General features: G+C 72.0%; 23 protein-coding genes. 12 read left to right on the forward strand and 11 right to left on the reverse strand.

Going from position 1 to position 26269, the window contains the following annotated elements:
• Window positions 1–13 precede the first annotated feature (13 nt).
• From OG505_RS06565 to OG505_RS06575, 3 genes are all read left to right on the forward strand, one after another.
• On the forward strand, window positions 14–967 hold the full coding sequence (locus OG505_RS06565; protein ID WP_405434406.1) for a carbohydrate ABC transporter permease: 954 nt from the start codon (window positions 14–16) through the stop codon (window positions 965–967).
• On the forward strand, window positions 964–1833 hold the full coding sequence (locus OG505_RS06570) for a carbohydrate ABC transporter permease (RefSeq protein ID WP_405431755.1): 870 nt from the start codon (window positions 964–966) through the stop codon (window positions 1831–1833). The genes OG505_RS06565 and OG505_RS06570 overlap by 4 nt, the downstream gene beginning before the upstream one ends.
• A gap of 189 nt (window positions 1834–2022) precedes the next feature.
• Window positions 2023–3729: a CocE/NonD family hydrolase gene (locus tag OG505_RS06575; protein WP_405431756.1), complete on the forward strand. Its 1707-nt coding sequence runs from the start codon at window positions 2023–2025 to the stop codon at window positions 3727–3729.
• A 15-nt stretch (window positions 3730–3744) separates the two neighbouring features.
• Here the strand turns inward: OG505_RS06575 and OG505_RS06580 are convergent, their stop codons facing one another.
• The 5 genes from OG505_RS06580 to OG505_RS06600 form a co-directional block, all read right to left on the reverse strand.
• Window positions 3745–4695 (reverse strand): PaaX family transcriptional regulator C-terminal domain-containing protein, encoded by a 951-nt coding sequence (locus tag OG505_RS06580; RefSeq protein ID WP_405431758.1) that lies wholly within the window; start codon window positions 4693–4695, stop codon window positions 3745–3747.
• A gap of 217 nt (window positions 4696–4912) precedes the next feature.
• Window positions 4913–5728: an ABC transporter ATP-binding protein gene (locus tag OG505_RS06585; protein WP_405431760.1), complete on the reverse strand. Its 816-nt coding sequence runs from the start codon at window positions 5726–5728 to the stop codon at window positions 4913–4915.
• Window positions 5721–6536: an ABC transporter permease gene (locus tag OG505_RS06590; RefSeq protein ID WP_405431762.1), complete on the reverse strand. Its 816-nt coding sequence runs from the start codon at window positions 6534–6536 to the stop codon at window positions 5721–5723. The genes OG505_RS06585 and OG505_RS06590 overlap by 8 nt, the downstream gene beginning before the upstream one ends.
• Entirely contained in the window at window positions 6533–7303 is a 771-nt protein-coding gene (locus OG505_RS06595; RefSeq protein ID WP_405431763.1) for an ABC transporter permease, read from the reverse strand. The genes OG505_RS06590 and OG505_RS06595 overlap by 4 nt, the downstream gene beginning before the upstream one ends.
• A gap of 6 nt (window positions 7304–7309) precedes the next feature.
• On the reverse strand, window positions 7310–8284 hold the full coding sequence (locus tag OG505_RS06600) for an ABC transporter substrate-binding protein (RefSeq protein ID WP_405431764.1): 975 nt from the start codon (window positions 8282–8284) through the stop codon (window positions 7310–7312).
• 259 nt (window positions 8285–8543) lie between these two features.
• Between OG505_RS06600 and OG505_RS06605 the strand changes: the two genes are divergently transcribed.
• The 3 genes from OG505_RS06605 (at window position 8544) to OG505_RS06615 (ending at window position 10782) form a co-directional block, all read left to right on the forward strand.
• On the forward strand, window positions 8544–9782 hold the full coding sequence (locus OG505_RS06605) for a flavin-dependent oxidoreductase (RefSeq protein ID WP_405431766.1): 1239 nt from the start codon (window positions 8544–8546) through the stop codon (window positions 9780–9782).
• The gene (locus OG505_RS06610) at window positions 9779–10246 is read left to right on the forward strand and encodes a MarR family winged helix-turn-helix transcriptional regulator (RefSeq protein ID WP_405431767.1); all 468 of its coding nucleotides are present in this window, start codon (window positions 9779–9781) and stop codon (window positions 10244–10246) included. Before OG505_RS06605 ends, OG505_RS06610 begins: the two co-directional genes overlap by 4 nt.
• Window positions 10247–10317: 71 nt before the next feature.
• Window positions 10318–10782 (forward strand): DUF3237 domain-containing protein, encoded by a 465-nt coding sequence (locus tag OG505_RS06615; RefSeq protein WP_405431769.1) that lies wholly within the window; start codon window positions 10318–10320, stop codon window positions 10780–10782.
• Here the strand turns inward: OG505_RS06615 and OG505_RS06620 are convergent.
• Both OG505_RS06620 and OG505_RS06625 read right to left on the reverse strand, forming a co-directional pair.
• On the reverse strand, window positions 10767–11474 hold the full coding sequence (locus OG505_RS06620) for a hypothetical protein (RefSeq protein WP_405431770.1): 708 nt from the start codon (window positions 11472–11474) through the stop codon (window positions 10767–10769). The two genes, OG505_RS06615 and OG505_RS06620, sit on opposite strands and share 16 nt — an antisense overlap.
• A gap of 248 nt (window positions 11475–11722) precedes the next feature.
• On the reverse strand, window positions 11723–12544 hold the full coding sequence (locus OG505_RS06625; protein ID WP_405431772.1) for a DUF6745 domain-containing protein: 822 nt from the start codon (window positions 12542–12544) through the stop codon (window positions 11723–11725).
• A gap of 419 nt (window positions 12545–12963) precedes the next feature.
• Between OG505_RS06625 and OG505_RS06630 the strand changes: the two genes are divergently transcribed.
• Together OG505_RS06630 and OG505_RS06635 are read left to right on the forward strand one after the other, a co-directional pair.
• Window positions 12964–14085 (forward strand): effector-associated domain 2-containing protein, encoded by a 1122-nt coding sequence (locus tag OG505_RS06630; RefSeq protein WP_405431773.1) that lies wholly within the window; start codon window positions 12964–12966, stop codon window positions 14083–14085.
• A gap of 354 nt (window positions 14086–14439) precedes the next feature.
• Complete coding sequence (locus OG505_RS06635; RefSeq protein WP_405431775.1) at window positions 14440–16314, forward strand: HEXXH motif domain-containing protein; 1875 nt, start codon at window positions 14440–14442, stop codon at window positions 16312–16314.
• Between the two features lie 23 nt (window positions 16315–16337).
• On the opposite strand, the gene fxsT is transcribed toward OG505_RS06635, so the two are convergent.
• From fxsT to OG505_RS06650, 3 genes are all read right to left on the reverse strand, one after another.
• Window positions 16338–20228 (reverse strand): FxSxx-COOH system tetratricopeptide repeat protein, encoded by a 3891-nt coding sequence (gene fxsT, locus OG505_RS06640; protein ID WP_405431776.1) that lies wholly within the window; start codon window positions 20226–20228, stop codon window positions 16338–16340.
• A gap of 88 nt (window positions 20229–20316) precedes the next feature.
• Entirely contained in the window at window positions 20317–21813 is a 1497-nt protein-coding gene (locus tag OG505_RS06645; RefSeq protein ID WP_405431778.1) for an effector-associated domain 2-containing protein, read from the reverse strand.
• A gap of 48 nt (window positions 21814–21861) precedes the next feature.
• A complete protein-coding gene (locus OG505_RS06650; RefSeq protein ID WP_405431779.1) occupies window positions 21862–22227 on the reverse strand; it encodes a hypothetical protein in 366 nt (121 codons plus the stop codon).
• Window positions 22228–22707: 480 nt separating this feature from the next.
• Between OG505_RS06650 and OG505_RS06655 the strand changes: the two genes are divergently transcribed.
• On the forward strand, window positions 22708–22869 hold the full coding sequence (locus OG505_RS06655) for a hypothetical protein (RefSeq protein ID WP_405431780.1): 162 nt from the start codon (window positions 22708–22710) through the stop codon (window positions 22867–22869).
• 229 nt (window positions 22870–23098) lie between these two features.
• Here OG505_RS06655 and OG505_RS06660 read toward each other — a convergent pair whose 3' ends face one another.
• Window positions 23099–23584, reverse strand: a complete 486-nt coding sequence (locus tag OG505_RS06660; protein WP_405431781.1) for a septum formation initiator — start codon at window positions 23582–23584, stop codon at window positions 23099–23101.
• 102 nt (window positions 23585–23686) lie between these two features.
• Here OG505_RS06660 and OG505_RS06665 point away from each other — a divergent pair, with 102 nt between their 5' ends.
• Genes OG505_RS06665 through OG505_RS06675 form a run of 3 tightly spaced genes read left to right on the forward strand, consistent with a single transcriptional unit; the run spans window position 23687 to window position 26239 of the window.
• A complete protein-coding gene (locus OG505_RS06665; RefSeq protein WP_405431783.1) occupies window positions 23687–24370 on the forward strand; it encodes a response regulator transcription factor in 684 nt (227 codons plus the stop codon).
• Window positions 24367–25656 (forward strand): ATP-binding protein, encoded by a 1290-nt coding sequence (locus tag OG505_RS06670; RefSeq protein ID WP_405431785.1) that lies wholly within the window; start codon window positions 24367–24369, stop codon window positions 25654–25656. The genes OG505_RS06665 and OG505_RS06670 overlap by 4 nt, the downstream gene beginning before the upstream one ends.
• A gap of 28 nt (window positions 25657–25684) precedes the next feature.
• Entirely contained in the window at window positions 25685–26239 is a 555-nt protein-coding gene (locus OG505_RS06675) for a DUF5872 domain-containing protein (RefSeq protein WP_405431786.1), read from the forward strand.
• Window positions 26240–26269 lie beyond the last annotated feature (30 nt).

A 26269-nucleotide genomic window follows, 5' to 3' on the forward strand; every position in this document is an offset into this window, starting at 1 on the left:
CGCCTTGACCACCATGCTCAGCCCGGCCGCCGCCGCACCGGACCTCCCACGGCCCAGCCGCAACCGCCAGATCCGGCAAAGCGTACGGGAGCGGCTGGCTCCGTACGCGTACATCTCGCCCTTCTTCATCCTGTTCCTGATCTTCGGCCTCTTCCCGTTGCTGTTCACCTTCTACATCTCCCTGTTCGACTGGGATCCGATCGGTGAACACCGCTTCGTGGGGCTGGACAACTTTTCCGACCTCGTGCACGACCCGCGCTTCTGGGGCGCGCTGCGCAACACGTTCAGCATCTGGATGCTGTCGACGGTGCCGCAGTTGCTCCTGGCCCTGGGCCTGGCGCACGTGTTGAACCACGCGCGGCTGCGGCTGGCCACGTTGTTCCGGATGTCGGTGCTCGTTCCTTACGTCACCTCGGTGGCGGCCACCACTATCGTGTTCGCCCAGATGTTCGACCGGGACTACGGCATGATCAACTGGTTCCTCGGCCTGCTGGGCTTCGAGCACATCGATTTCACCGCCTCGCTGTGGGGCAGCCACGTCATGATCGCCACGATGATCGCCTGGCGGTGGACCGGCTACAACACGCTGCTGTACCTCGCCTCGTTGCAGGCGGTCCCCCGAGAACTGTTCGAGGCCGCCGCGGCGGACGGTGCGAACGGCTGGAAGCAGTTCCTGCACATCACCATCCCGTCGCTGCGGCCGATCATCGCCTTCACCGTCGTTACGTCGACCATCGGCGGCCTGCAGGTCTTCACCGAGCCTCTGCTGGCCAACCCGGTGGGCGGGCTCACCTGCGGGGCGGCGCGGCAGTGTCAGACCGTCACCCTCTACCTCTACGAACAGTCCTTCGGGCAGTTCCACTTCGGCTACGGCGCGGCGGTCGGTGTCGCGCTCTTCGTCATCGTGGTGGCCTTCGCCGGCCTCAACTACCTGCTGGCCACCCGCATCCGCTCGGAGCATCCATGAAGCCCGGACTCTCGACCGCCGCACCCAATCGGGCCCGGCGGCCTCACGCCGACCGCGTCCCGACAACGGTCTACCTCCTGCTCACCCTCACGAGCCTGGTCAGCGTCTTCCCGCTCTACTGGATGTTCGTGGTGGCCACGACGGACTCCGCCACCGCCACGACCCTCCCGCCGCACCTCACCCCCGGCGGCAACTTCCTGCACCTGGCGAAGCTGGTCTTCACCATCGTGCCGTTCGTGCAGTCCCTGCTCAACAGCCTCATCGTGGCCAGCACCATCGCCGTGGGGCAGGCGGTGCTCTGCGCGTTGGCCGGCTTCGCCTTCGCCAAGCTGTCCTTCCCCGGCCGCAACACGCTGTTCCTCATCGTCGTGCTGACCATGACGGTGCCGGCTCAGCTGGCCGTGGTGCCGCAATACCTGATCATCTCCCGCCTCAACTGGGTGGACAGCCTCCAGGCGGTGATCGTTCCCGGGCTGGTCAGCGCGTTCGGCATCTTCTGGATGCGCCAGCACATCGGCAACACCATTGACGACGAACTGATGCACGCCGCTCGGGTGGACGGCGCGACCACCTGGCAGATCTTCTGGCGGGTGGCGTTCCCGCTGGTGCGCCCGGCGGCGTTCGTGCTGGGGCTGTTCACGTTCGTCTACGCCTGGAACGACTTCCTCTGGCCGTTCATCGTGCTGAAGTCGCCGGAGAACTACACCGCCCAGATCGCCATCAAGGCACTGCAGCAGAACCGGGACATCGATCTGGGCCTGGCCATGTCCGGCTCGTTCCTGGCCACCATTCCGCTGCTGGTGCTCTTCGTCTTCGTCGGGCGCCGGCTGGTGCAGGGAATCATGGAAGGCGCGTTCAAGGGCTGAGGTGCCCGGCCCACCACTGCGGGGGCCGGCACCCCCGCCGGCCCCGCCCCACCGTCGCTCGCCCCAAGGGGAGGTAGTCGTGCGCGAATACGATCGAACCCAACCGGAGCCGTCCGAGGACGGCCCCGTCCAGGCCGGCGTGATGCGGTTTTCCTGACCACAGCGACCGAGGCCGAACAGGGACGGGCGATGACCGGTCTCCGCCGCCGGCTGGCCGGCCTGTTCCGACGTGCCCGCCGCTCGACCCCGGGGCCGCCCTACCCGTTCACCGTGCGGCGCAGGCTGCGCGTGCCGATGGACGACGGCGTCGAACTGGTCGCCGACCTGTACCAACCGGTCGGCGCCGGGGAACCGCCGCTGCCCACGATCGTGGTCCGCTCGCCGTACGGCCGGCACGGCTCGCTCACCCACGCGCCTGCGCTGGCCGGGGCCGGGTTCACCGTGCTGGTGCAGAGCTGCCGGGGCACGGGCGGCTCCGGAGGCACCTTCCGGCCCCAGCTCGACGAGGAGTGCGACGGCATGGCCACCCACCGGTGGGTACGCCGCCAGCCGTGGTTCACCGGCGCCGTCGCCACGTACGGGGAGAGTTACCTCGGCTACACCCAGTGGGCGGTGGCCGGACGGATGTGCCGCGACGACCCCGGGAACGCCCCGGACGCCCTGTGCCTGAACGTCACCATGGCCGGCCTCGGTCCGGTCACCTGGACCAACGGCGCCTTCTCGCTGGGCGGCTCGCTCGGCTGGTCGCGCCGGATGGCCCTGCGGGGCCCGCGCGGCGCCCTGATCCGGGCGCGGCTCGCACGGCGCCCGGATCGGAAGCTGGCCGAGGCTCTCGACGTCCTGCCCCTGTCTCGCGGCGACACCGCAGTGGTCGGCCACCCGATCGGCTGGTACCAGGACTGGCTGGCGCACGAGAAGCTCACCGACGACTACTGGACCCGGCAGTCGCACACCGCATCGGTGCCCGACGTGACCGCACCCGTCTACCTGGCCACCGGCTGGTACGACATCTTCCTGCCCTGGCAGCTGCGCAACTACGCCCAACTGGTCGCGGCCGGCCGCCCGCCCCGGCTGACCATCGGCCCGTGGGGCCACCGCGGTGAGCGGAGCCCCTTTCTCGCCGAGTCGATCGCGTTCCTCAAGGAACACTTCGCCGGCGCTCCCGCGACCCGGCCGGCGCCCGTGCGCGCCTTCCTCACGGGTGCGGACCAGTGGCACGACCTACCTGTGTGGCCGCCCCCGGGCGCCGCGACGCGGCGCTGGTACCTGCACCCGTCCGGGCTGCTCGACCCGGCGATCCCCGCCGGGGGCACCACCTGCTACAGCTACGACCCCGATCGGCCCACACCGGCGCTCGGTGGCCCCGACATGGGCCCGAGCTGCGGACCGGTCGACACCAGCGCCCACGAACGCCGCCCGGACGTGGTCGTCTTCCGCAGCCCACCGCTGGCACACCCGGTCGTCCTCGCCGGGGAGCCGGTCGCCCGGGTCCGGTTCCGCTCGACGGCCGCCAGCGCCGATGTGTTCGTGCGGATGTGCGACGTGCACCCCGACGGCCGCTCGATGAGCGTCTGCGACGGCATCCGCCGCATCGGCAGCGTCGGCACGGCGGCCACCGACCCGCCGCCCGACGGGGACGGTTTCGTGACCCTGGACGTGCCGCTGTGGCCGGCCTTCCACCGCTTCGCCCCCGGCCACCGGATCGCCGTGCAGGTCAGCTCGGGGGCGCATCCGCGCTACGCCCGCAATCCGGGCACCGGCGAACCGGCCGCCACCGCGGCCACCACCGTCCGGGCGGAGCAGGAGATCTCCCACGACCCCGCCCACCCGTCCCGGATCGACCTGCCGGTCCGGGCGGCAGCGCGGGCACCGGCGACCGGCGGCGGGCGTGGCTGACGCGGCGTCAGGCCGTCAGGCGGCGCCCGCGCGGAGATCCCCGGTGGTGTGGGCGCGGATGCCCGGGTCGGGGGAGTCGGCGAACCGGGCGACGACCGCGCGCACGTGTTCCTCGGCGGGCGCGGCGAGGCCGTCGTAGACCGAGACGAACAGCTCCCGGGCACGGCCCCGGGGCCAGCTGGCGGGCATCAGCGCGATCGGCAGCTGCGGGTCGAGGATGGGGAACCGCCGGTAGGTGTCCATGACCTCGGTGCGGATGGCGACCGCGCGGGCGCCGGTGATCCGCCCGGTCCGGATCTGCGGGAGCAGCGGCCGCCAGCGCTGGATGAACGTCTCGTACTGGTGGGCGATGGCGGCCACGTCCCACGCCTCAAGCGGCGACCGGTCGCTCGTGCTCGCCAGATCCACGTGCCGGGCCCGGAAGATACTCATGGCACCGACGCCGAAGGCCCGGAGGCGGTTCTCGACGGTCGGGTTCAGCGCGTCGGGAGAGATCCACAGCCCGTCGAACAGCGACGCGAACCCCAGCCAGCGCAGCTGGTCGCGCAGCGCGCGCCGGTGACCGTTGGCCTCCTGGGGTAGGGAGAAGGCGACCAGCGTCCAGCACCCGTCCCACGAGTCGTCCCCGGCGGCGAATCCGGCTATCCAGGCCCCGCCGCCCAGCAGTTCGTCGGCGGCGGTCCGGGTCAGCCGGTACGAGCTGCGCCGGCCGTCCCGGTGGTTCTCGAGGACTCCCCGGCGGGCCAGCCGGCTGATGGCGGTGCGGCCGCCGGCGGTGCTGACCCCGGTCTCCGCGAGCAGCGCGACGATCGACGCCGAGGGCAGCCAGGCCCGCGTACGCGCGGTGTAGTCAGCGATCAACGTCGTCGCCAGGCCCTGCGGCGAGCTGCCCGCCTGACGACGGGGCAACCGCACGGAGCCGGCGACGTCGGGGACGACGTCCGCCATCTCGTACGGGATCACCACTGATGCGCTCCGGTGTTCAGAATCGGGCCAGAGTCGGCAACGTCGCCAGGTGAATGATTATGCGCGGCGCCCCCGCTGCCCGGTCGGTGCCCAGCCGGCCCGCGCCGCCCGCTGCGAGGCCCGTGCGGACGGGCGAACGCCGGTGCCCGGTGGCATTGTCCTCAATGACCGTCGGTCCGATCGCGGGCCTGTGGTCCGGGCCGAGCCGGACGGGCGTCTACTGACGACGGGCCGGCCCCGGGGGGACCGGCCCGCGCTTGGCCCGCTGAATCTGCTCGTAGACGCGGGTCCGCAGCTCGGTGAAGCGGGGCAGGGCCCGAGTGGTGAGCTGGTCGCGCTCGGGCGGGAGATCGATCGCGAGGTCCTCCTGCACTCGGGTGGGGGAGTTGGACAGGACGAGCACGCGTTCGCCCAGATACACCGACTCGTCGATGTCGTGGGTCACGAAGATCGTCGAGATCCGGCGCGTGCGGTGCAGCTGGCGTACGAGGTCCTCCAGGTCCCCGCGGGTTTGCGCGTCGACTGCGGCGAACGGCTCGTCCATGATCAGCACTTCGGGCTGGTATGCGAGGGCCCGCGCTATCGCCACCCGTTGCTGCATCCCGCCGGAGAGCTGCCACGGATGACTACCCGCCGACTGCGCCAGGCCGACCGCGTCGAGGGCGTCGCCGACCAGCCGGCCGCGTTCGGCGCGGGAGAGCTTCTTGTGGCGAAGCGGCAGCTCGACGTTGCCTCGGACGGTCAGCCACGGGTAGAGGCTGCGGCCGTACTCCTGAAAGACCACGGCCATCGCGGGGCTGGGGCCGGTCACCGGCGACCCCTCCATCTCGACGAGGCCGCTGGTGGGCCGGAGCAGGCCGGCAAGGCATTTCAGGAGGGTGGTCTTGCCGCAGCCGGAGGGACCGACGACGCACACCAGTTCCCCGAAACGCATGGTGAAACTCAGATCGCCGATCGCCTCGACCTCGCCCCGGGCGGAGGGATAGACCTTCCGCAGGTGCTCGACCCTCAGCAGCGCGCTGACGTCAGGCACGGGTGACCTCCTTCATTGCGTGGTACCAGCGCAGGACCCGACGCTCGACGAAGCCGAAGGCCACCGCGAGGAGGACGCCGATGAGGCCGAGCAGGAGGATGCCACTCCACATCTCGGCGACCAGGTAGTTCCGCTGGAAGTAGGCGATCCGGTAACCGAGGCCGGCGGACGACGCGAACATCTCCGAGATCACCATGAGGATCAGGGCCACCGAGAGCGCCTGCCGTACGCCGGTCATGATGCGTGGGCTCGCCGCGGGCAGTACCAGCAGCCACAGCCGCTCCCACCGGGTGATCCGGAACGCGTCGGCGGTGTCCCGCATCACGCTGTCGGTGGCCCGGACGCCTTCGATCGTGTTCAGCAGGATCGGCCAGACGGCGCCGGACACGATGACGACCACCCGCATCGTGTCGGTGATGCCGAGCACGAGCATCCCGACCGGGATCAGCACCGGCGGCGGGATCGCGCGGAAGAACTCCAGCAGCGGCTCGAGCAGTTCACGCAGCGGGCGGAGCCGGCCGATGACGACGCCAGCGCCGACGCCGAGCAGGACCGACGCGATCAGGCCGACAGTCAGCCGGTACAGGCTCGGCAGGACGTCGTCGATGATCGCCGGGCCGACCCAGGTACGCCGGAACGCGTCGAGGATGGCGAGCGGGCCGACGAAGAACCGGTTCGTCGATCCGGTCGACCAGACGCCCCAGAGCAGCACGGTGAGCACGGGAAGCCCGAGTGCGAACAGGACGGTCTCGACGGCCCGCAGGATCGGGCCGCGCGGCCGGGCCTTTCCCGCGCCGGCGGTGGTCATCGGGTCACCTCGTCCGCGAGGACCGACTGGTGCCAGGCCAACAAGCGGCGTTCGACGACGCGGAACACGACGTTCACCAGCAGACCGAGTAGTCCGGTGACCACGACGAGGCCGTACAGGCCGACTGCGTCCCCGGCAGAGCGGGACAGCTCGATCATGCGCCCGAGGCCGGGGTTGCCGATCACCATCTCCGCGGTGACGGCCAGGATGAGGGCGACCGCCGCGGCGAGCCGCAGACCGGTCATCAGGTACGGCAGGGCGGTCGGCAGGACGAGGTACCGCAGCCGCTCGCGGCGGGTGAGGCCGAAGCTTGCAGCGGTGTCCCGGGCGACCGTGTCGACGTCGGCGACCCCGTAGATCACCTGCACGAACACTTGCCAGAACGCGGCGTAGACGACGATGACCAGCGCGGCGCGCAGTTGCAGGCCGAACATCAGCACGGCCAGCGGGATCAGCGCGACCGACGGCACCGGTCGCAGGAACTCGACAATGGTGTGCGTCGCGCGGCGCAGGACCGGCACCAGCCCGATCCCCGTCCCTAGGACGACGGCCGCGACCGTCGCCACCGTCAGGCCGATGGCCCACGACGTCATGGTGAGCGAGAGCCGTCGCCAGAACGCCAGGTCGCGAAGCTCCTGGACGAGCCACCCGAGCACGTCCGTGGCGTACGGCAGGTATTGCGGGTCGACCAGTCCCAGCGTCGGGACCAGTTGCCACACCACGAGGAACCCCAGCAGACCGGTGGCGCCCAGCAGGACCTTACGCACGGCGGGCTACTGCTGCTGGATGAGGCGGTCGAAGTCGGGCCGCCGGTCAAGCACCCGGTACTTCTGGGCGAGGGTGGCCAGTTGCTCCAGGCTCGCCCGGTCGAGCTCCCAGCCGAACGCGGGCAGCCGCACGGAGTCCGCGACCGCGTCCGGTAGCTCGAGATTGTCCTTGATGGCCTGCCGGAGGTTCGTCTCGTTGGCCGGGTCCTTGGCCCAGGTGAGCGTCTTCTTCATGGCTGACGAGAAGGCCGTGACCAGCGCGGCGTCGGACTCCGTCAGCTTGCTCGACGTGATCGTGGTGAGGGTGGCCAGGCCGGGGACGGTGGCCTGGTACGGCTCGACGACCAGCACGTCGCCGCGTTTGCGCAGCTGAGTGATGAACGGCTCGGTCACCCAGGCGGCGTCGATGTTGCCGGCCGAGAGCTGGGCCGGCGCGTCCGGGAAGGCGACCTCGACGAACTTGATTTTGGTGGGGTCACCGCCGTCCTTCTCGACCGCCGCCATTATGGTGACGTCTCCGGCGGCGCCCAGGCTGTTGACCGACACCTTGCGCCCGGCGAGTTGGGCCGGCCGGGTGATGCCGGACTTCGCCGAGGCCACCACGGCGTTGATGTCGTCACCGTCGGCGTAGGACGAGGCGTAGTTTCCGACGATCACCACGCCGAGGTTCTGCAGGTCGGCCCGGAATGGGCCGAACGGCTGACCGATGGCGAAGTCGATGTCGCCGTTGATCAGAGCCGGGATGGCCTGTGCGCCGCCCTGGGCGGGCAGCACCTCCACGTCGAGCCCCTGTTCGCGGAAGATGCCGGCCTTGATGCCGGCCCACAGCGCGGCGGTCTCGCTGATGGGCAGCGCCGCCACGCGGACTTTCCGCAGTTCGCCGCTCGCTCCGGACGACGGATCGGTGGCGTCGGAATCCGTACAACCGGTCAGGGCGATCGTGACGCCGGCGAGAACAGCGAGGGCGGTGACCTTCTTCATGGACGAGCCCTTCCGTGCGCAGCGCTGGTGCTTCCGAGGAGCGGGGCCGGTGAGGTGCGGCGGGCCCGGCCGACCGCGTCGATCAGCGTCATGCACCCGAGATTGATTGTCAAGAATGTAAATATCGCCTGTGGCGGTGCGATTAACCTGGCGCCTCTCTTCGAAAGATTCCACTGGGAAGCGCCTTGACGGGCGACAATTTGGTGACCAAACTGTGCGGTTGGTTGGTTGGTTGGGCGGCCGCGGAGGGGACGACGATGTGGCGATCGTGATCGTGGGCGCCGGTATCGGGGGCCTCACCACCGCGCTCAGCCTGCACCAGGCCGGGTTCCGGGACATCGCCGTCTACGAGCGCGCCGCCGTGCTACGCCCGCTTGGCGTCGGCATCAACCTCCTCCCGCACGCGGTTCGCGAGCTGACCGAGCTGGGCCTCGGCGAGCGCGTGGCGGGGCTGGGGGTCGCCCCCGGCGCGCTGGCCTACTACAACCGGCGCGGCCAGCAGATCTGGAGGGAGCCACGCGGGCTGGACGCCGGATACCGCTGGCCGCAGCTTTCCGTGCACCGCGGCCGGTTCCAGCTGGAACTCCTCGCCGTGGTGCGGGACCGGCTGGGCGCCGACGCGGTGCACACCGGTCACCGGCTCGTCGGCGTGCAGGACGGCGTCGCCCGCTTCGAAACGGCGGCCGGGGAGGTCCGCGTCACGGGCGACCTGATCGTCGGAGCGGACGGTATCCACTCCATACTGCGCCGGCACCATCATCCCGGCGAGGGAGCGCCGGTCTGGAACGGGCTGACGCTGTGGCGGGGATCGGTGCGGGCACCCGGCTTCCTGGACGGACGGACCATGATCATGGCCGGTGACGCGGAGCAGAAGTTCGTCGCGTACCCGATCGCTCCCGGCCTGATCAACGTGGTGGCCGAGCGGCGCGGTCCCGGTTTCGCCGGGCCGAACGCGGACTGGAACCGGACCGTCGACCCCGCGCCGGTCGTCGCACTCTTCGCCGGCTGGCGGTTCCCGTGGCTCGACGTGCCGGCACTGCTGGCCGCCGCCGACGAGATCCTCGAATACCCCATGGTGGACCGGGACCCGATCGACACCTGGACCCATGGGAACACGACACTGCTCGGCGACGCCGCCCACCCGATGTACCCGAACGGTTCCAACGGGGCGTCGCAGGCGATCCTGGACGCCCGGACGCTCGCCTTCCACCTCGCGACCGCCTCGACGGTCCGGCAGGCGCTCGACGCCTACGAGACCGACCGGCGGCCGGCGACCACCGCGCTCGTGCTGAGTAACCGGCGGCACGGCCCGGAGCAGGTGATGGTGCTCGCTCACGAGCGGGCCCCCGACGGGTTCGCGCACATCCACGACGTCATCCCCCCGGACGAGCTCAACGAGATCGCCACCGGTTACAAAAAGGCGGCTGGCTTCCTGCCCGCCGACCTCAACGAACGGCCCTCCCTGACGCCGACGGTCTTCTCGGGCGTTCTACAGTGACCGGGCCGGAAGCGACCGAGCTGGACGCGGCGCGACTGGCGTCGGTGATCTCACCGCTGCGCCGCACGCTGCTCGCCGCCGCCCGGGCCGCCGAGCAGCTGCCGGAGATTCCGGACTCGCAGATCGAGATCGTGCGGGCTCTGCCCCGGGGCACCGTGTCCGGTCCCGGTGAGCTGGCCGAACGACTCCGGCTAAGCCGCTCGACGGTCAGCAACCTCCTCACTACGATGGAAGGCAACGGTCTCGTCCAGCGCCGCCCCCGTCCCGGTAACCACCGCCACGTCGAGGTCCTCGCCACCCCGAAGGCCCTCGACCTGTTCGACCGCTTCGACCTCGTGAGCGGGGACCTGGTCGCCCGCGCCGCGGCCACCCTGTCGGCGGCGGACCGGGCGGCCCTCGCCGCCGCGGTGCCCGCGTTGGAAGGCCTCCGCGACGCCCTCGCGCACACCAAAGACACCCCATGAGTACGCCTCAACCGGGGCCGCCGCCCCATCGAGTTCCGCCGCCGCCACGTCGAGCCGCCGCGCGGGACCCGGTGAGCGCCCCCGCGGTTCCCGGCCTGCAGGCCGCGTTCGAGGTGGCGGCCCGGCTCGGCGCGCTGCAGGACCACGGGGTGACCCGCGCGGGCCACCGCCGCGTCGTGCCCATCGTCGGCGGTCAGATCACCGGCCTGTTCGAGGCGGAGATCCTCCCCGGCGGCGCCGACTGGCAAGTGGTCCGCCCCGACGGCGCCATCGAGATCGACACACGCTACTCGGCGCGCACCGCCGACGGTGGCCACATCTACCTCCGTACGTTCGGCGTCCGCAGCGGACGCCCGGAGATCCTCGAAGCGTTGCTCCGCGGCGAGCCGGTCGACCCCGCCGAGTACTACTTCCGCCTGGGCGTACGGCTGGAGACCTCGGTGCCCGCGCTGGCGGTCCTGGAGCAGAGCGTTTTCGTGGCGTCCGCGATCCGCGAGGCCGACCGGGTGCGCTACACCGCCTACCGCGTCACGTAGCCGGTCCCTGGGGAGCGGGGCGCAGGGCCGGGTGCCCCGAGGCGTTCGCGGCGGCTCACCGGCGGCGACCCGGCCGAGGGGGCACCGGCCGGGCGCTTCGAGGCGGCGTGGCCCGGCGGCTCGCGCGCCCGCCTCCTGCGGGCGGACCCACCGCCCTGCGGGCCCGTGCAGGTGAGGTTGCTGGCCGGCGTGGCGCCGTTGCCGGTGGCGGTGAACCCGACGGTGGTCGAGGCGTTCCCGCCCCGGCCCCGCTTGGGCAAGGCGGTGAAGTCGTCCGCCTGGGCCGGCACCACCCCGTGCGCGCCGACCTGCCAGTAACCGACTGGGTCGACGAACCAGAGCACGACGCTGATCCGCATCATCGGGACCGCCAGGAGCCGTCCATTCAGTGTGCCGTGCAGCCGGAACGTCAGGAGTGAGCAGGGAGGTACGTCCACCGAGGCCTCGAAGGTCCATGGGCCGTCGCGCCACTCAGGCTCGTCTTCGGAGCGGGCCTCGATGTACAGCCGCTTGATGGGAACCGGCGACCGGTTCTGCACCCGCACGTCCACCGGGTCCTTCGGGGAGGTGGGCGCGCGTCTGACCTGCCACGCGGCCACGCGCGACGCGAAGCGTTGGTCGTAGCGCTGGCGCTTTAGCCGGGTCAGGTCCAGCTGCGCCCGGTTGATCTGCTGCTGATCGCGGTACGTCACGATCGCCACCACCAACGCCGGGGCCGCGAGGAGCACCGCGAGCAGGGACGAGACGCCCTGCAGCCAGTCCGTCAGCGTGCCTCGCTCGGGCCGGCGACGGACGGCGCGGTCGCCTGCGCACCGGACGGCGCCTCATGGGCAGCTCCTCTCTCGCCGAGCCCATGGTGCAGCGGGCCGGCAAGCGGGCCGGCGCGGAGGGTGCGCCGGCCGGGACCGGCAGCGGTGCCGATCCCGGCCGGCGACTCAGGTCACCTGCTCAGGAGTGGTTGCCAGCCGTCGCGGTAGCGCACGCCGCGAGGTGACAGTCGGATCTGGTCGTGCGCCGTGCCGGGTACCGGCTCGGTACGGATCTCCTGCGGGCGGTTCACCACCACGCAGACGTCCTCGCCGGGCCACCACCAGCCGCAGGAGCGGGCCAGCCCTGCCCAGACGTCGAGGTGTGCGGCCTCGTCCGGCCCGTACCGGGCGAGACCGAGCCGGTGCAGCATGTCGTAGTAGGCGATCCAGGACGCGTCCTGCTGCCCGTACCAGCACACCGGCACCGGGCCGTCGCCGGCGAGCGCGGCCCGCACGGGCAGGTAGAACCCGTGCGCGAGGCTGCGGTGCAGGGCCGTGCGTACCCCCTGGTGCAGCACCACGGCGAGCGGCGCGCCCCGGTCGAACGCCTGGGCCGGCGTCAGTTCGGGCCGCGGTTCCTTGGTGCGCCCCGCGCGCAGGGGTGACAGTTCGGGGTCGGTGTGCGTGACGCCCGCGCTCAGCGCGCCGCGCAACTGGGAGACGACCATGGCGATGTCGCACGCCAGCGGTGGTGTGCCGCGCGGCCGAGGGGCCCGGATGCGGGCGGAGAGCTGGTCGAGGGTGGGCCAGCCGGTGATCAGCGGGCGTGCCTTGTCCGGCGAGTCGACCCACTCGAACCGGGGTCGCGGCCGGCCCGCCCTGGCGTAGACGGCGGCCAGGCACCGCTCGGCGGTGGACGTGTCGGCCGGCTGGGCGGACAGGGCGTGGTCGAGCCATTCCTGGCGGATCCGGATGGCCTGCTGCCACAGCTCGTGCGGGTTGCCGCCGCGCACGGCGTGCGATGGTTTCGCGGCGTCGTCGCGCCGCGTTGGGGCGCTCACTGCGCCTGGGCGTCGCCGCCCTTTCGGTACGAGATCATGGACAGACCTTGCCCCGCGCCGCGGCACCGGCGCAAGCGGGTCTCCCACCCGTCCCGGCGCCCGCCAGATCGGGCCGGGTCGCGGCCGAGCCCGCCAGATCGCGCCGAGGTGCGACGGAACCGGGAGATCGCGCCGAAGGCGCGACCGAAACCGCCGGTCGGGCCGGGGCCGCCGTCCGGCGCTGCGGGTGGCCGGCAGGCCCACCGCTCACTACTGTGGCGGGAGTCCCCGGCGGAACCGGCACAGGTGCCCCGCGGTGCGGACCGACCGGCACCGGATCCCGGACCGCCCTGGAACGGCTCACCGACCGCACCGCAGATGAGGGGTGAACGATGGACCGTGACCGCGATCCGCGCGATGTGCACGTGGTCGTGGTCGGTATCGACCGGTACGCGGCGGGCCCCGAGTGGAGCCTGGCCGGGCCGGTCGACGACGCCGTCCGGTTCGCTCGCTGGTTCGTGGCCCGGGACGTGCCGCCCGGGCAGGTGACAGTGCTGTCCTCGCCCGATCCCGGCCCGGACGCCCTCGCGCCGGGAGTCGTGCGGCGTCCGGCCGACCGGGCGACCGTACGCGAGGTGCTGTTGCGCGACCTGCCGGCGCGGCGGGCGCCGATCCTCTACGTGATCTGGGGCGGGCACGGCCAGGTCGACACCGACCGGCACCGGCAGCTCTACTACGCCGATGCCACGGTCACCGATGCCGGCTCCCTCGACCTCGACGCCATGCTCGCCTCGTACGCCTCGGACCTCGTACCGGCATGCGACCGGCAGGTGTGGATCATCGACGCGTGCCAGCTGCACGGTCGACCGGACGGCGCTCACGTGCCCGGCAGCGAGACCTTTCCCGTTGGCGCGCCGGTCGCCGGCCGCCAGCAGGACGTCCTGTTCGCCGCCGGTCTCGGCCAGGTCGCGGCCAACCTGGGTGTGCGGCGTACCGGGCTGTTCAGCCGGGAGGTCCTGCGACTGCTCGACGGCGGGGAGGCCGGCGGCCTCGCGCAGCCGGAGCGGCTCATGGCCCTGCTGCGGGAGCGGTTCGCCGCGCTCCGGGCGAACGGGCTGACCGCGCAGACCCCGACCTACCTCTGGCACCGCAACGCCCTCGGCGACGAGGGCCTGGTCCTGCACGGGGCCGCGGCCGGGAGCGCGCCGCCACCAGCTCCGGCGCCGCCGTCCCCGGCCCTGCTGCGTCCGTTCGTGGAGGCACTGCTCGAGGTACCGGAGTTCCTGCGGCCGAATGACCGTGAGGAGATCCTGAGCCTGCTGCGTGGCCAGGTGTACGCGGCCATCCGGCGTAGCAGCGCGGCGCGGCTCGACGCGATCAGTGTCGTGCGGACCTGCCTGCGGTATCCGGGTGCCCTGTCCGAACTCGTCGAGGCGGTCCGCTTCTTCGCCACCGACGAGGCCGCGATGACCCGGGTCGAGAACGCCGCCGCGCGGCTGGTACCGAAGCCCTGACCGCCCGGCGCGGGTTTCGCCGGACGTCCACATCGGAAGCCGGGAACCCGTTTCATCCTGTGGTGCCCGTCGCTCGCCGCTTTCGCCGCATGCAGCGGTACGTAATAATGTCGCTATCGACTGTCATCACTTGGGGGTTGCCGTACATGGAGGAACGCCTCGCCGGTATCGAGTCTGAGCTGCCTGACTTGTCGGCGGTGACCGTGGCGACGCTGCGATCCCTTGACCCCACCGGCATGACTGCGGCGATCTCGCGGGTAGCGGAAAGGGTCGCTGACTCGGGGGGCAGCATCAGTGGCTACAGCGGCTCCTTCCCGAGCCGGATACGGTCCGCCGGGCCGGATTCGGAGGAGCATGTCGTTTGATTCCCCCCCGTTAGGTCCGACCCGCCTCCCACACGCACACTTCCACGCCCTGGCCACCGGGGCCGGCGACGACCAGAGCATCGCGGCGCTCTGGCGTTCCGAGCGCAGCTGGCGGCTGATCGTGCTGCGGGCCCTGTTGGACATCTGCGCCAACCGGGCCGACGCCTGCGGTCCGCTCGCCCCCGCCAGCGACGCCTGGGACTTGCTGGTCCGGGCGTACGGCGCCGCACCAGAGATCACCGAGGACATCCTGGCCCGGCCGCAGGTCGGCAGCTGGGCCGCACACACCCTGCGCCAGCTGCGTACTAGCCGCGACCCGGCGCCGTCCTGGCCCGACGTCGGCTACCTGCACGCACTCGCGGCGGCGAGTGCCGTCCGGGCCGGCCTCTCGTTCGAACTGGACATCCCGGCGCGGCACGGGACGGCGGTCTTGCCCACCGTGGGCGCCGCGTCGGTACCGCCGAAGGTCGACGTCGTCCGGGTCCGGGCGCACGGTGGGGGAGAGGTCGACCTGGAGACCGGCGCCCGCACCGTACGGTGCCGACCCGGCGACCCGGACTGGCACGAACCCGTCGTCATCGAGGTCCGCGCGGGCGGCGCCGGGCTCCGGGTCGAACTGCTCGACCGCGACCTGTACCGCGACCTGCGCGGCCCCACGCCGCCGCACCAGCTGTCGCAGTCCGAGATCGCCGGCTGGCGCGCGGACCTCGCCCGCGCCTGGGCGTTGCTGGTCGACGAGCAACCCGGCCCCGCCGAGGCGATCGGCGGCATCGTGCGCACCTTCACGCCGGTGCCGTCCCGCGAGCGGTTCCGCCCGCTGTCGGCCTCCGGCACCGAGGCGTTCGGCGGCATCCTGCTCTCCCGACCCGACGACCCGCTGCAACTGGCGGTGACCCTGGTGCACGAGTCCCAGCATCAGAAGCTCGGTGCCCTGACCCACCTGCTCACCCTCTGCGAGGCCGACGGCCGCCTCCGCTACTACGCCCCCTGGCGGGACGATCCCAGGCCGCTTCCCGGCCTGCTACAGGGTGCGTACGCGTTCGCCGGCATCACCCAGTTCTGGCGGGTCCACCGACGGCGGGCCGCGCCGGGGCAGCGGGCAGCCGCCGACTTCGAGTTCGCGCTGTGGCGGCGACAGACCCTGAGCATCCTGCGGGTGCTCGCGGCGTCCGGTCGGCTGACCGGGCATGGTCAGCGGTTTGTCGACACCCTGTCCGCGGAGCTGACGGCATGCCAGGACGAGCCCGTGTCGGTCGCCGCCGGCGATGTGGCGCACGCCGCCGCCGTGGACCACCACGCGTTGTGGCGGGGTCACAACATCGTCCTCGACCGCGCCGACCACGACGCGCTCGCGGCAGCCTGGCGGCGCGGTACCCGGGCAGCGGACGCGGTCCACGCCGTCGGCACCGCGAAGGTGCGGGCCGAACCGCCGGTGGGCCTGCTCGACGCGCGGGCCGTGCTGAGCCGGTACCTGCTGTTCGACCCGGACGCTTTCAACCGGCTGGCCGCCCAGCCCGACGATGTTGGTGCGACGGTGGCCGGCGCCACCCCGGCCGACCTGGCCCTCGTGGCCGGCGACGTCGAACGGGCGCGTGCCGATTACCTCGGCGAACTGCGGCGGGACCCATTCAGCGTGCACGGCTGGGTGGGTCTCGGCCTCGCCCACGTCGACCAGCCCGGCGATCCGGTGACGCGGGCCCTACTGGGCCGGCCGGAACTCGTCCTGGCCGTGCTCCACGGGCTGCGGTCACGCGGACCGGCCGCGGTCATCCCGGATCCTCTGGAGTTGGCCGGCTGGATCGGTGCGGGGCTGGGGGACCGGCAGCTCGACAGCGCAGATCCGGCGGGCTGGCCTACTGCCTGACCCGCCGGAGAGGACACCGGCCGCTACAGCGGCAGCGGGTCGATGTCGCAGTTGGCCCGCACGCCGGCGCCGATCGCCGCGACCGCCGGGTGCCGGACGCCGAGGGTCTGCCGGAGTTGCTCGAGGCTCGTGTCGAACAGCGCGCCGGCCTCCGCGTCGCGTCCGAGATCGCGTAGGTCCATGGCGAGGTTCAGCGCGCACACGAGGCTGGTGGGATGCGTGGTGCCCAGCACCCGACGGCACTGTTCGAGGGTGTCCGCGTCGAGGGCCCGCGCCGCGGCGGCGTCGCCGAGGTCGTAGTGGTCGCTCGCCAGGTTGATCCGGGCGACCAGCACCAGGGCGTGCGAATCGCCGAGCCGCCGGGTCAGCCGGTCCAGCGCCGCCTCGTCGAGTTCGCGGGCCTGTTCGCACTCGCCCAGCAGGCGCACCGTCACGGCCAGGTCGACCTGCGCGCCCGCCGCGTGCGGGTGGTACTCGCCGTACAGCCGGCGCAGCCCGTCCACCGCCACCTCCGCCGCTTCCCGGGCGGCCCGCAGGTCACCGGTCAGCCGCTGGTCGATGGAGAAGGTCAGCGTCGCGAGCACGGTGTCCGGATGGTCGTCGCCGTAGCGGGTACGGAACCGGCGGAGCACGTCGCTGGACAGGTCGAGGGCGTCGTGGTGGTGGCCGGCCTTGCGCCTGAAGCTCGCCAGCATGTGGCTCTGCCGCAGGACCTCCGGGTGGTCGTCGTACCTCAGCATCCGGCGGGCCGTGGCTACCACCGTCTCCTGGTTGGCGTGCGCCGCGACGTAGTCACCCAACTCCCGGCGGTCGAGGTTGATGCCGCCGAAGGTGCTCAGGCTGTCCAGGTGGTCGGTGCCGTAGATCTGCACCCGGCGCTGGTAGGACTGCTCGTCGAGCTGGAGTGCCCGGCCGAACAGGCCGGACAACCGCATGCTGACGGCGAGGTTGTGCGCGGCGCGCAGCGTGAACGGCTCCTCCTCACCGAAATTCCGCTTCGCCTGCTCGTAGACGACCAGCGAGCGGTCCAGCGCACCGGCGAAGTCGCCGGCGACGCGGTGGTCGGCGGCCACCGCGCCGAGCGCGTCCAACGTCTCCTCCTGGTCCTCGCCGAGGGTCTGCCGGTAGAGCTTGAGGGTCTCGGCGTTCAGGCTGGCCGCGGCGGCGTAATCGCCCACGACGAAGTGCATGAAGCCGAGCCAGCTCGCCATCCGGAGGCTGTCCGGGTCGGCCTCGTTGCCGTCGACCCGCCAGGCCGTCCACGCACGCTTGGCCAGGTCCCGGGCGCCGAGATGGTCGCCCCACCGCCAGAGGTACTGGGCCTCGTTGCGCACCATGTCCCGGACGAGTTCGTTCCCGCACCGCTCCGCCCCGGAGGCGACGATGTGCGGGTAGAGCTGCGCGTACCGCGGCCAGTGGTCGGCGTCGTCGGGCTGGTCGGGGTCGTTGCCGGCCAGCAGCATGTGGGCGCCGTGCCGCAGGGCGTCCCGGTCCTGCGGGTCCATCTGGTTGATCAGCACCCGTTGGACGAGGCGGTGCATCTGGAAGGAGTTCGTCCGGTGGTCGATGCGCGCCAGCGAGAGCCGGCCGATCGTGCGGATCGCCCGGTTGAGGCGGACCGGGTTGCGGACGAGGAGATCGAGATCGGGATGGATGCGCAGCGCGCGCGGCTTCGACAGGAGCACCTTGCCGATCGGCTCGGGCGCGAAGAACGCGCACATCTGCAGCAGCCGCAGCGCCGGCAGGTCCTGGTCGCGCAGCCAGTTGAGCGACACGTTCCACGCCGCAGCGACGAGCTCCGGATAGTCCTGCTGGACGCTCTCGTCGTCGAGCAGCGGCCGGTTGGCGTCGAGGAGTTCCAGGTATTCGTCGGCCGGCATCCGCGTCTCCGCGCGCCAGGCCGCCGCCTGCTCGATGGCCAGCGGTAGGTCACCCAGCGCCGCGGCGAGCCGGTCGGCGTCGTTGACGGCCAGGTCGGGCCCGCGACGGCGGAGCAGATCGATGCTCTCCTGCCGTTCGAACACGTCGACCGGGAGGCTGTTGGCCACGTCCCGCCACGAGCCGTTGCGGGAGGTGACGACGATGCTGCCGGGACCGCCCTTGGGGAAGAACTGCTCGACGCTCTCCGGGTCCTCGGCGTTGTCGAACACGAGCAACCAGTTGGAGTACGGGCGCCCGATGCGTAGTGCATCCAGGGCCGCAGGTACCGCCGTGTTGGCGGTGGACGGGACCGGCAGCTCCAGGCGTGCCGCCAGCTCGACCAGCGCGGACTGGATCTGGGCCGGTCGTTCGGCCGGGATCCACCAGATCAGGTCGAAGTCCTGCTGATGGAGGTAGACGTACTCGATGGCGAGCTGGGACTTGCCCACCCCGCCGGCGCCGTGCAGCGCCTCCGGCAACACGGCGGTGGTGCCGGCGCTCAGCCGCTGGTGCAGGCCGTCGAGCAGCTCCCGTCGCCCGGTGAAGTTGGTGTTTCGCAGCGGCAGGTTGCCGACGATGGCCGGCGGCTGCCCGTCGAGCCATTGCGCGGGCTGCAGGTCGTTGGTCGGTCGGCTGCTCGGGACGATGCCCCGCTCGGCGTCCAGCGTGAGGTGGGGCGCGCTGCCGAACGAGCCCCCCTGGTCCGGCGAGTTCACTCTGTCAGACATTCCGGACTCCATGGTCCTGTGGGCGATAACGGAAGGCGGGTGCAGTACTCGACGTACCTGCCGTGGGATGGGAGAGCCGAGCGACTCACCCAGCCGTGCGGCTGCGACGAGGTTCGGCCCGCCCAGCGAGAGGTGGACAGCCAGTTCGACCCGCAGGTAGGGCTCGGCGACCGGAGTGACGCGCTCGTACGACGCGTTCCGCGGGTCCTTGACGCGGAGGGTGAGGTTGCGCACCGCCTCCACGTCGTGTGCGAGTTCGTACTCGACGAGGTGCTGGACCTCGATTGTGCGGTCGCGGTATCCGAGCGTGAGGAGCCGCTCGCGTGCGCCGTGCACGAACTCGTACCTGATGCTGGTGTCGCCGCTGGCCGCTGCCGTGCGCGGAACCGGGCGTACCAGGTCGCTCGTCAGCACCTCGGTCACCTGCTCCGGTCCGGAGCGGACCGTGGTGCGCGCCACGACGCGGATCACCCGGACGTTGAGCGGTGCGGCCGCCAGCCGTGTCGCCAGCGTGAACGCGGCGGGCGACACGGTGGCCCGGAACCGGGCGACGAGATCGTGAGCGGTCAGTGACCGGCCCGGTCGGCGGGCTGTCGGCTCGTCGGGCGGCAGGAGCAGCGCGGGCATCCGCAGCTCGCCCGCCGACGGCTCGGCCAGTAGTCGGCTCCACCGCTGCAACCAGTCCATGCCACGTTCGATGACCGGCACGGCCGTCGGCCGGGCGTCGTCCCAATGGTCGGGGGCGCGCAGATCCGGGCCGCTGAGCCGCCAGGGCGACCGGGCGGTCGCCGATCCCGCGCCGTCGAGGCGCCACGCCACCTCGGTCGTTTCCATGCCCCGCTCGCGCCAGCGCTGCTGCGGCAGCAGATTGACCACGGCGACGGGCACGCTGCCGGCCCACGCGGCCAGTACGGGATGGACGAGTCCGGTCCGCCAGGCGTCCGACCCGCCGTGCGTCACCAGGAAGATGACCCGCTCGCCGGCGGAGTCGACCAGGCTGGCGGGCGGGGCCTTGCCCGCCCCTGACTCGCCGGCCACCCACACCGCGCCGTCGTCGACCGTCAGGCGCATCACCTCGACCGAGGCGAAGGCGTGCTGGGCCCGCAGCACCGCGACGAACGTCGAGACCTCGTCGGCCCAGAACTCCATCACCGGGTCGTGGTCGACGACCACGACGAGCTCGCGCCCGCCGCGTGCCGGAACGAGCCCGAGGGCCTCGGCCTGCCGACTCCCCGCGGTGGCGGTCGCCGAGGCCGGCCGGCTCATCGCGTACCCGCCGAGGTGGAGGTGAGCCGCGCCGATCGCTGGCGGCGGGCCCCGTCGGCGGCACACCACGTCCGGTGGTCGGTGCCGCTCATGCTAAGACCTTTCGCCTGCCGTCGTCGGTGGCGGCCGTGCGTCCTGGCTGCCGGTCCGGGTCGTCGAACAAAATCACCAAGCCGTGTCCCACGTGCGGGCCGAGCACGTCGGGGTCCTCACTCCACGCGAGCTGCCGCAGGCGCGCGGCATGACGCGGAAGCTCGACCACCCCTCGGCCGGACACTTGATCGCCGATCATCGACGCGACAGTCTCGCACAGGTCCTTAGTGGATGGTGCGTTCCGGTGCCAGACGATTGCCGGAACTCCGGACCGCAGTCCGACGAGCAGTTGCCGCTCACCGTCGCTGTTCGCGGTCGGGGTTTCGCTGAGCACCAGCACCGCGACGCTGCTCTTGCTGTTGAGGGCCGCCTGGAGCTGGACGTCGACCTGGTGCCGCGACGCGCAGTGGATCAGCTGCCGGTCGCCGTCACTTCTGGGTAGGCCCTGCCAACGGTTGCGCCAGACCCGGTGCCAGTGGCCGGCGCGGATGCGGTCCAGGCTCCTGATCACCAGCGGATATTCCGTCGTCAGCGGGCTGGGCAGCGGCGACTGGAGTTCCTTGCGCCAGGTGTCGACCGGCTCGTTGATCAGCTGCCAGGGCAGCACGAACTCGATGGTCACCGCACCGCTCTGATCCGCCCACCGGCGTTCGGTCTCGTTGATGACCTGGTCGACGGCCGCCTCGAGCTCCCCGTACCAGACGCGCCGGTCCTCGCCGCGAATCGGCTGCCACACCGGGGACGACCACTGATACCAGTGCGACATGATGTAGCTGTCGTCGTCGCCGCCGTACTTCTCGAACTGGATGACCAGGTAGGCGGTGCCGACGGGCGCTGGAAGATCCGGCTGGGACGCCTCGATCTGTTCGGTGACTCCCCAGTCCCGGGCCAACTGCGCGACCAAGTCGCGCATCCGCTCCTGAACCGTCTCCGGTACGGCCGGTGTCAACCTGTCCAGCAGCGTCAGCCACGGCGGCACCGAGGCGTGCGAGTTCGCCGACGCGAGGTGGGTGAGAAGATCCCAGGCCGTCCGGCACCAGGGCGGGGGCGGGGTCGCGCGGGTCTCGGCGACGAACCGCCGCAGCTCCCCGGTCACGTCGACGGCCGACAGCACGTCGCGCAGCCAGGGGAAGTCGTAGTCGATGAACAGCTCGACCGTGTGCCACTCGTCGGCCAGGCGCAGCAGCGTGACGGTGTGCTCGCTGCCTGGGTCGAGTAGCTCCATGCAGTCGACGAGGCGGCGCAGCCCGCCCGGGCGATCCACGCACACCGTCACGAGCTCGACGATCTGGGGTCGCAGCAGGCTCAGCTCGCGGTAGCCCAGGGCGCCGGCCAACGCGTGGTTCAGCTCCTGGAGCAGCAACTGCCGGCTGCCCGGGTCACGGATGACCGAGGACGTCTCCATGGCTGTCGCGATCTGCCCCACGAGCCGGCGGCGTTCCTCTACGACGGCCGGCGAGTAGCGCCGCGAGGCCTCCCGAGCGGGCCTCATGTCACCGCTCACTGGCGGGGACTCGGCGGGTCATCCCGGCCAGCGCCATCAGGAGGGCTCCGACCGGAACGGGTCGAGCATCCCCAGCGCCTCGACGACGTCGGCGGCCTCGCCGGTCACCTCCACGCGCCGCCGCTGGACGCCGTCGTCCACAACGGCGCGTACGGTGACCTGCCCGGTGCGCCGGCGCAGCAGCGACAGCAGGGCGTACCACCCTGCGGAGGAGCCGACCCCGGCGACGATCTGGAGCAGAGTGTCGGTTACCGGGCCACGCGACGCGACGAACTCGCATTCCGCGGCGGGATGCCAGGTCTCGGCCACCAAACCCGCGGCCGCCAGCTCCCGCATCAGCGTCGGGGTCGCGTTGGGGTAGACCGGGACGCCGTCGTCCTCGGCGAGCGGCAGAAAGGTCACGTCGGCACCGGCTCTCGGGCCCAGATCACGGTGGCGGTCCGTGACGACAATCGAGACCTTTGGTGACATGGCCCTATGGTATTAGTCGAGGCCGGAACCGTGTGATCGACAAAGTGTCGCCAACTTGACAGATCTCGATGCTGCTCGGCCTTGACCTGCGGCGTCGCCCGCTCTGCGGCCTCCCGTCGGGCCGGCCTCCGCAGGCGCTCAGGCGGTCCCGGTCGGAGCCTCCAGCATGCGCTGGGCGGCGAGCACCCGCTCCCGGGTGAGCCACTGGTGTGCGCACATCCCGGTGAGCCGGTGGAAGTGCCGGGCCAGGGTACGCGCCGGCTACCGCAGCGGAGGCCAGGCCCAGTTCGTCGACGCGCCGCTCGGATCCCCGCCCGGCGACCCGCTACCAGAGTTGCTGGAGTGGATGCGCGGGCACCTGCACGAGCAGTTGTCGCTGCGGTCGCTGGGCGAACGGGTGCACATGAGTCCGTGCACGCGGTGCAGCTGGTCGACCCGGGCGTGGGCTACCGGTTCGAGGCGGATCCGGTGGCGGCCCGACGCAGCCGGGAGTGGGTGCTGGCCGAGGCGCGCGCCCGGGGTGCCGTGCTGGCGACCGCCCACCTGACCCGGCCGTGGATCGGCGTCGACTGAGCCTGCCTGTCCAGATATTTGCGGTCCGTGTCTGGACCGCCACACCCGGGTCAATACATCGATGGCTCGTAATTCGGGGATGGCGAGCATGACAACTGATCACGGTGGACATCAACGGGGAGTCATGCTCGACCGTCCGCCCTCGTTCCCGGCGGCGCCGTGGCGGGCCGCTTTCGCTGGTAGACCGGGCCTGACCGGCCAGTCAACTTTGCGGCCGTTGGCGTTGCGGCTAGTCGTCGGCGACGGCCACCGGCTCCCCGCCGATGCAACGGACCTTCAACTCGTGCCTGCCGGCCGACCCCTCGAACGTGACCTCGACGTCGTCGTCCGGACCCCGGTCCACCTCGTGCACCCGGTAGCCCTGCGCGGGCGCCCAGGAGACGAGGCGTACGCCGCGGGCACCGCACTCGGCCACGGCCGTGCCGCCGCCGGTGGCGAAACTGCGGCGGACCCCGGGGCCCGGCGACGCGGCGCTCGCTGTGGCGGTGCCGGGCGGCGCGGTGCCGGGCGCGGTCGGGCCGTTGCCGGTGGTGTCGGTGGGCGCCGGCGCCGGCTCCGAGGCGAGCGCCCGTTCGATCTCCGCCTCGCTGCGTATCCCGCCCGGGGTGCCGGTGATGCTCTCGCCGACCAGTCGGATCGCGCCCAGCCCGATCAGGGTCGCCACGGCGACCGTGGCCACCCACCCGGTGGCGACGAGGACAGAACGACGGCTCATGCACCGACTATCCCCGATCGCTGGTTGTCGCCAGCACATCCGGAGGCTAAGGCACGGTTAACGTGCGTCTCGCCGGCAGCGGCAGCGGCTAGCCTGCCTGCTGTGGCCCGCCTGCTGCTCATCGAGGACGACCTGACGATCCGTACGCCGCTGATCCGAGCATTGCGGGAACGCGGCCATGCGGTGGCCGCGGCCTCGACCGCGATGGCCGGGTTGCGCGACGCGCTGGAGGACCGACCCGACCTGGTCGTGCTCGACCTGGGCCTGCCCGACCTGGACGGACGCGAGCTGCTGCGGATGCTGCGCGCGGTCAGCTCGGTGCCGGTCATCGTCGCCACCGCCCGCGACGACGAGACCGAGATCGTCCGGGTCCTCGACGCGGGCGCCGACGACTACGTGGTCAAGCCGTTCACCGCCGCGCAGCTCGACGCCCGTGCCCGGGCCGTGCTGCGGCGGGGCCCCGCCAGCGCCGACGCGCAGGAGGTGTCCCTCGTCGTGGGCGGGCTGCGTGTCGACAGCCGGTCCCGGCAGGTCACCCTGGACGGCACGGTGGTGGAGCTGACGCCGCGCGAGTTCGACCTGCTGCACCACCTGGCCGGGCGGCCCGGCCAGGTGGTCACCAAACGCGAGCTGCTCACCGAGGTTTGGCAGATCCCGTACGGCGGCGCCGACAAGACGGTCGACGTGCACCTGTCCTGGCTGCGCCGCAAGCTGGGGGAGAGCGCCCAGCAGCCCCGCTACCTGCACACCGTGCGCGGCGTCGGGGTACGACTGGAGGCGCCGTGAGGGCACGGCTCGCGTTGCTGGTCGCGGCGGTCAGCGTGCTCACGCTCGTCGCCTTCCTGGTGCCGCTGGCGCTGCTGGTCCGCACCGTCGCCCAGGACCGGGCCACCGTGCGGGCCACCGCCGACGCGCAGAGTCTCGTGCCGGTGGTCGGCACCGCTGACGCGCCGACCATCCGACTCACCGTCGAGCAGCTCGCCGCGGAGTCCGGTCGACAGGTGAGCGTCTTCCTGCCCGACGGCACGGTGCTCGGCGCCCAGGCCCCCCGTACGCCCGCGGTGGCCCTGGCGGCGCGCGGTCAGAGCCTCACCGGGGAGTCGGCGGCCGGCCGGGAGGTGGTCATCGCCGTGCAGGGTCGGGCGGACGGCACCGGCGTGATCCGGATCGTGGTGCCGCGGCAGGAGCTGACCGCCGGGGTGACCCGAGCCTGGGTGGTGCTGGCGCTGCTGGGTGTGGTGCTGGTGCTGATCGGGTTGGCGGTCGCCGACCGGCTGGCGCGCAGGCTGGTACGGCCGATCAGCGACCTCTCCGCCGTGTCGCACCGGCTGGCGAACGCCGAGCTGGACGCCCGGGTGACGCCCGCCGGCCCGGCGGAGCTGCGTGAGGTGGCCGGTGCTCTCAACCACCTGGCGGCCCGGATCCAGGTTCTCCTGCGGCAGGAGCGCGAGCAGGTCGCCGACCTGTCGCACCGACTGCGGACACCGTTGACGGCGCTGCGGCTGGAGGCGGAGTCGCTGCGCGACCCGGACGACGCGGCCCGGATCGCCGCCGCCGCCGACGGGCTCGAACGGGCGGTCACCGGTCTGATCCAGCAGGCCCGCTGGCGTCGCGCGCCGACGCCGGGGTCGGCCGCGTCGGATGCTGCCGCGATCGTCGCGGACCGGGTGGCGTTCTGGTCGGTGCTGGCCGAGGACACCGGTCGGGCCGTGCACCTCGACCTGGTCCCCGGCCCCCTCACCGTCGGGGTGCCCGCCGACGACCTGACGGCCGCCGTGGACGCCCTGCTCGGCAACGTCTTCGCGCACACCCCCGACGGCACGCCCTTCACCGTCCGGCTCGCACGCGGCGACGGCGAGGTGCTGCTCACCGTCGCCGACGAGGGACCGGGCATGCCGGCGGGATCGGTCCGACGGGGTGCCAGCGCCGCCGGGTCGACCGGGCTCGGCCTGGACATCGCCCGTCGCGCCGCGCAGGCCGGCGGGGGTCGGCTGCAGCTGCGGTCCGGTCCGGAGGGCGGGGCGCAGGTGCTGCTCCGGCTCGGCCCGCCAACGTCGCGGCGAGAGGGATAGCCGCTGCGACGCCGGGTAGCTGCCACCTATGGCGCGGTATACGAAACCCGAGCTCAGAGAGCAGATCAAGGAAGAGATCAAGGCATCCGACAAGGGCGGCCGGCCGGGACAGTGGTCGGCACGCAAGTCACAGCTGGTCACCCAGGAGTACAAGAAGCGCGGCGGCGGTTTCCTGGGCGAAAAGGACGAGCGGCAGAAAGCGCTCCAGCGCTGGGGCAACGAGAAGTGGCAGACCAAAGAGGGCGACACCCGTGCGCGCAAGGACGGCACGACGAGCCGCTACCTGCCCAAGAAGGCCTGGGACGAGATGTCGGAGAGCCAGAAGCGGGCGACCGACACCAAGAAGCGGGAAGCCTCCCGCGCCGGCAGGCAGTACGTCGCGAACACCGGGCCGGCGAAGAAGGCGCGTCGAGACGCCACGACCGCCGGCCGGATGTCGGAGATGTCGGTCGCCGAGGCCGCCAAGCTGGTCCGTGGCCTCGACACGCGGGAACTCAGGACCGCCCTGCGCAACGAGCACGCCGGCAAGGACCGCAAGACGCTCGTGCAGCGGCTCGAAGCGGAACTCAACAGGCGCGGCTAGCCGCGCCGGGGTACGGCTGGTTCCGCACCG

This window comes from Micromonospora sp. NBC_00617, from assembly GCF_045161355.1.
Classification (GTDB): Bacteria; Actinomycetota; Actinomycetes; order Mycobacteriales; family Micromonosporaceae; genus Micromonospora.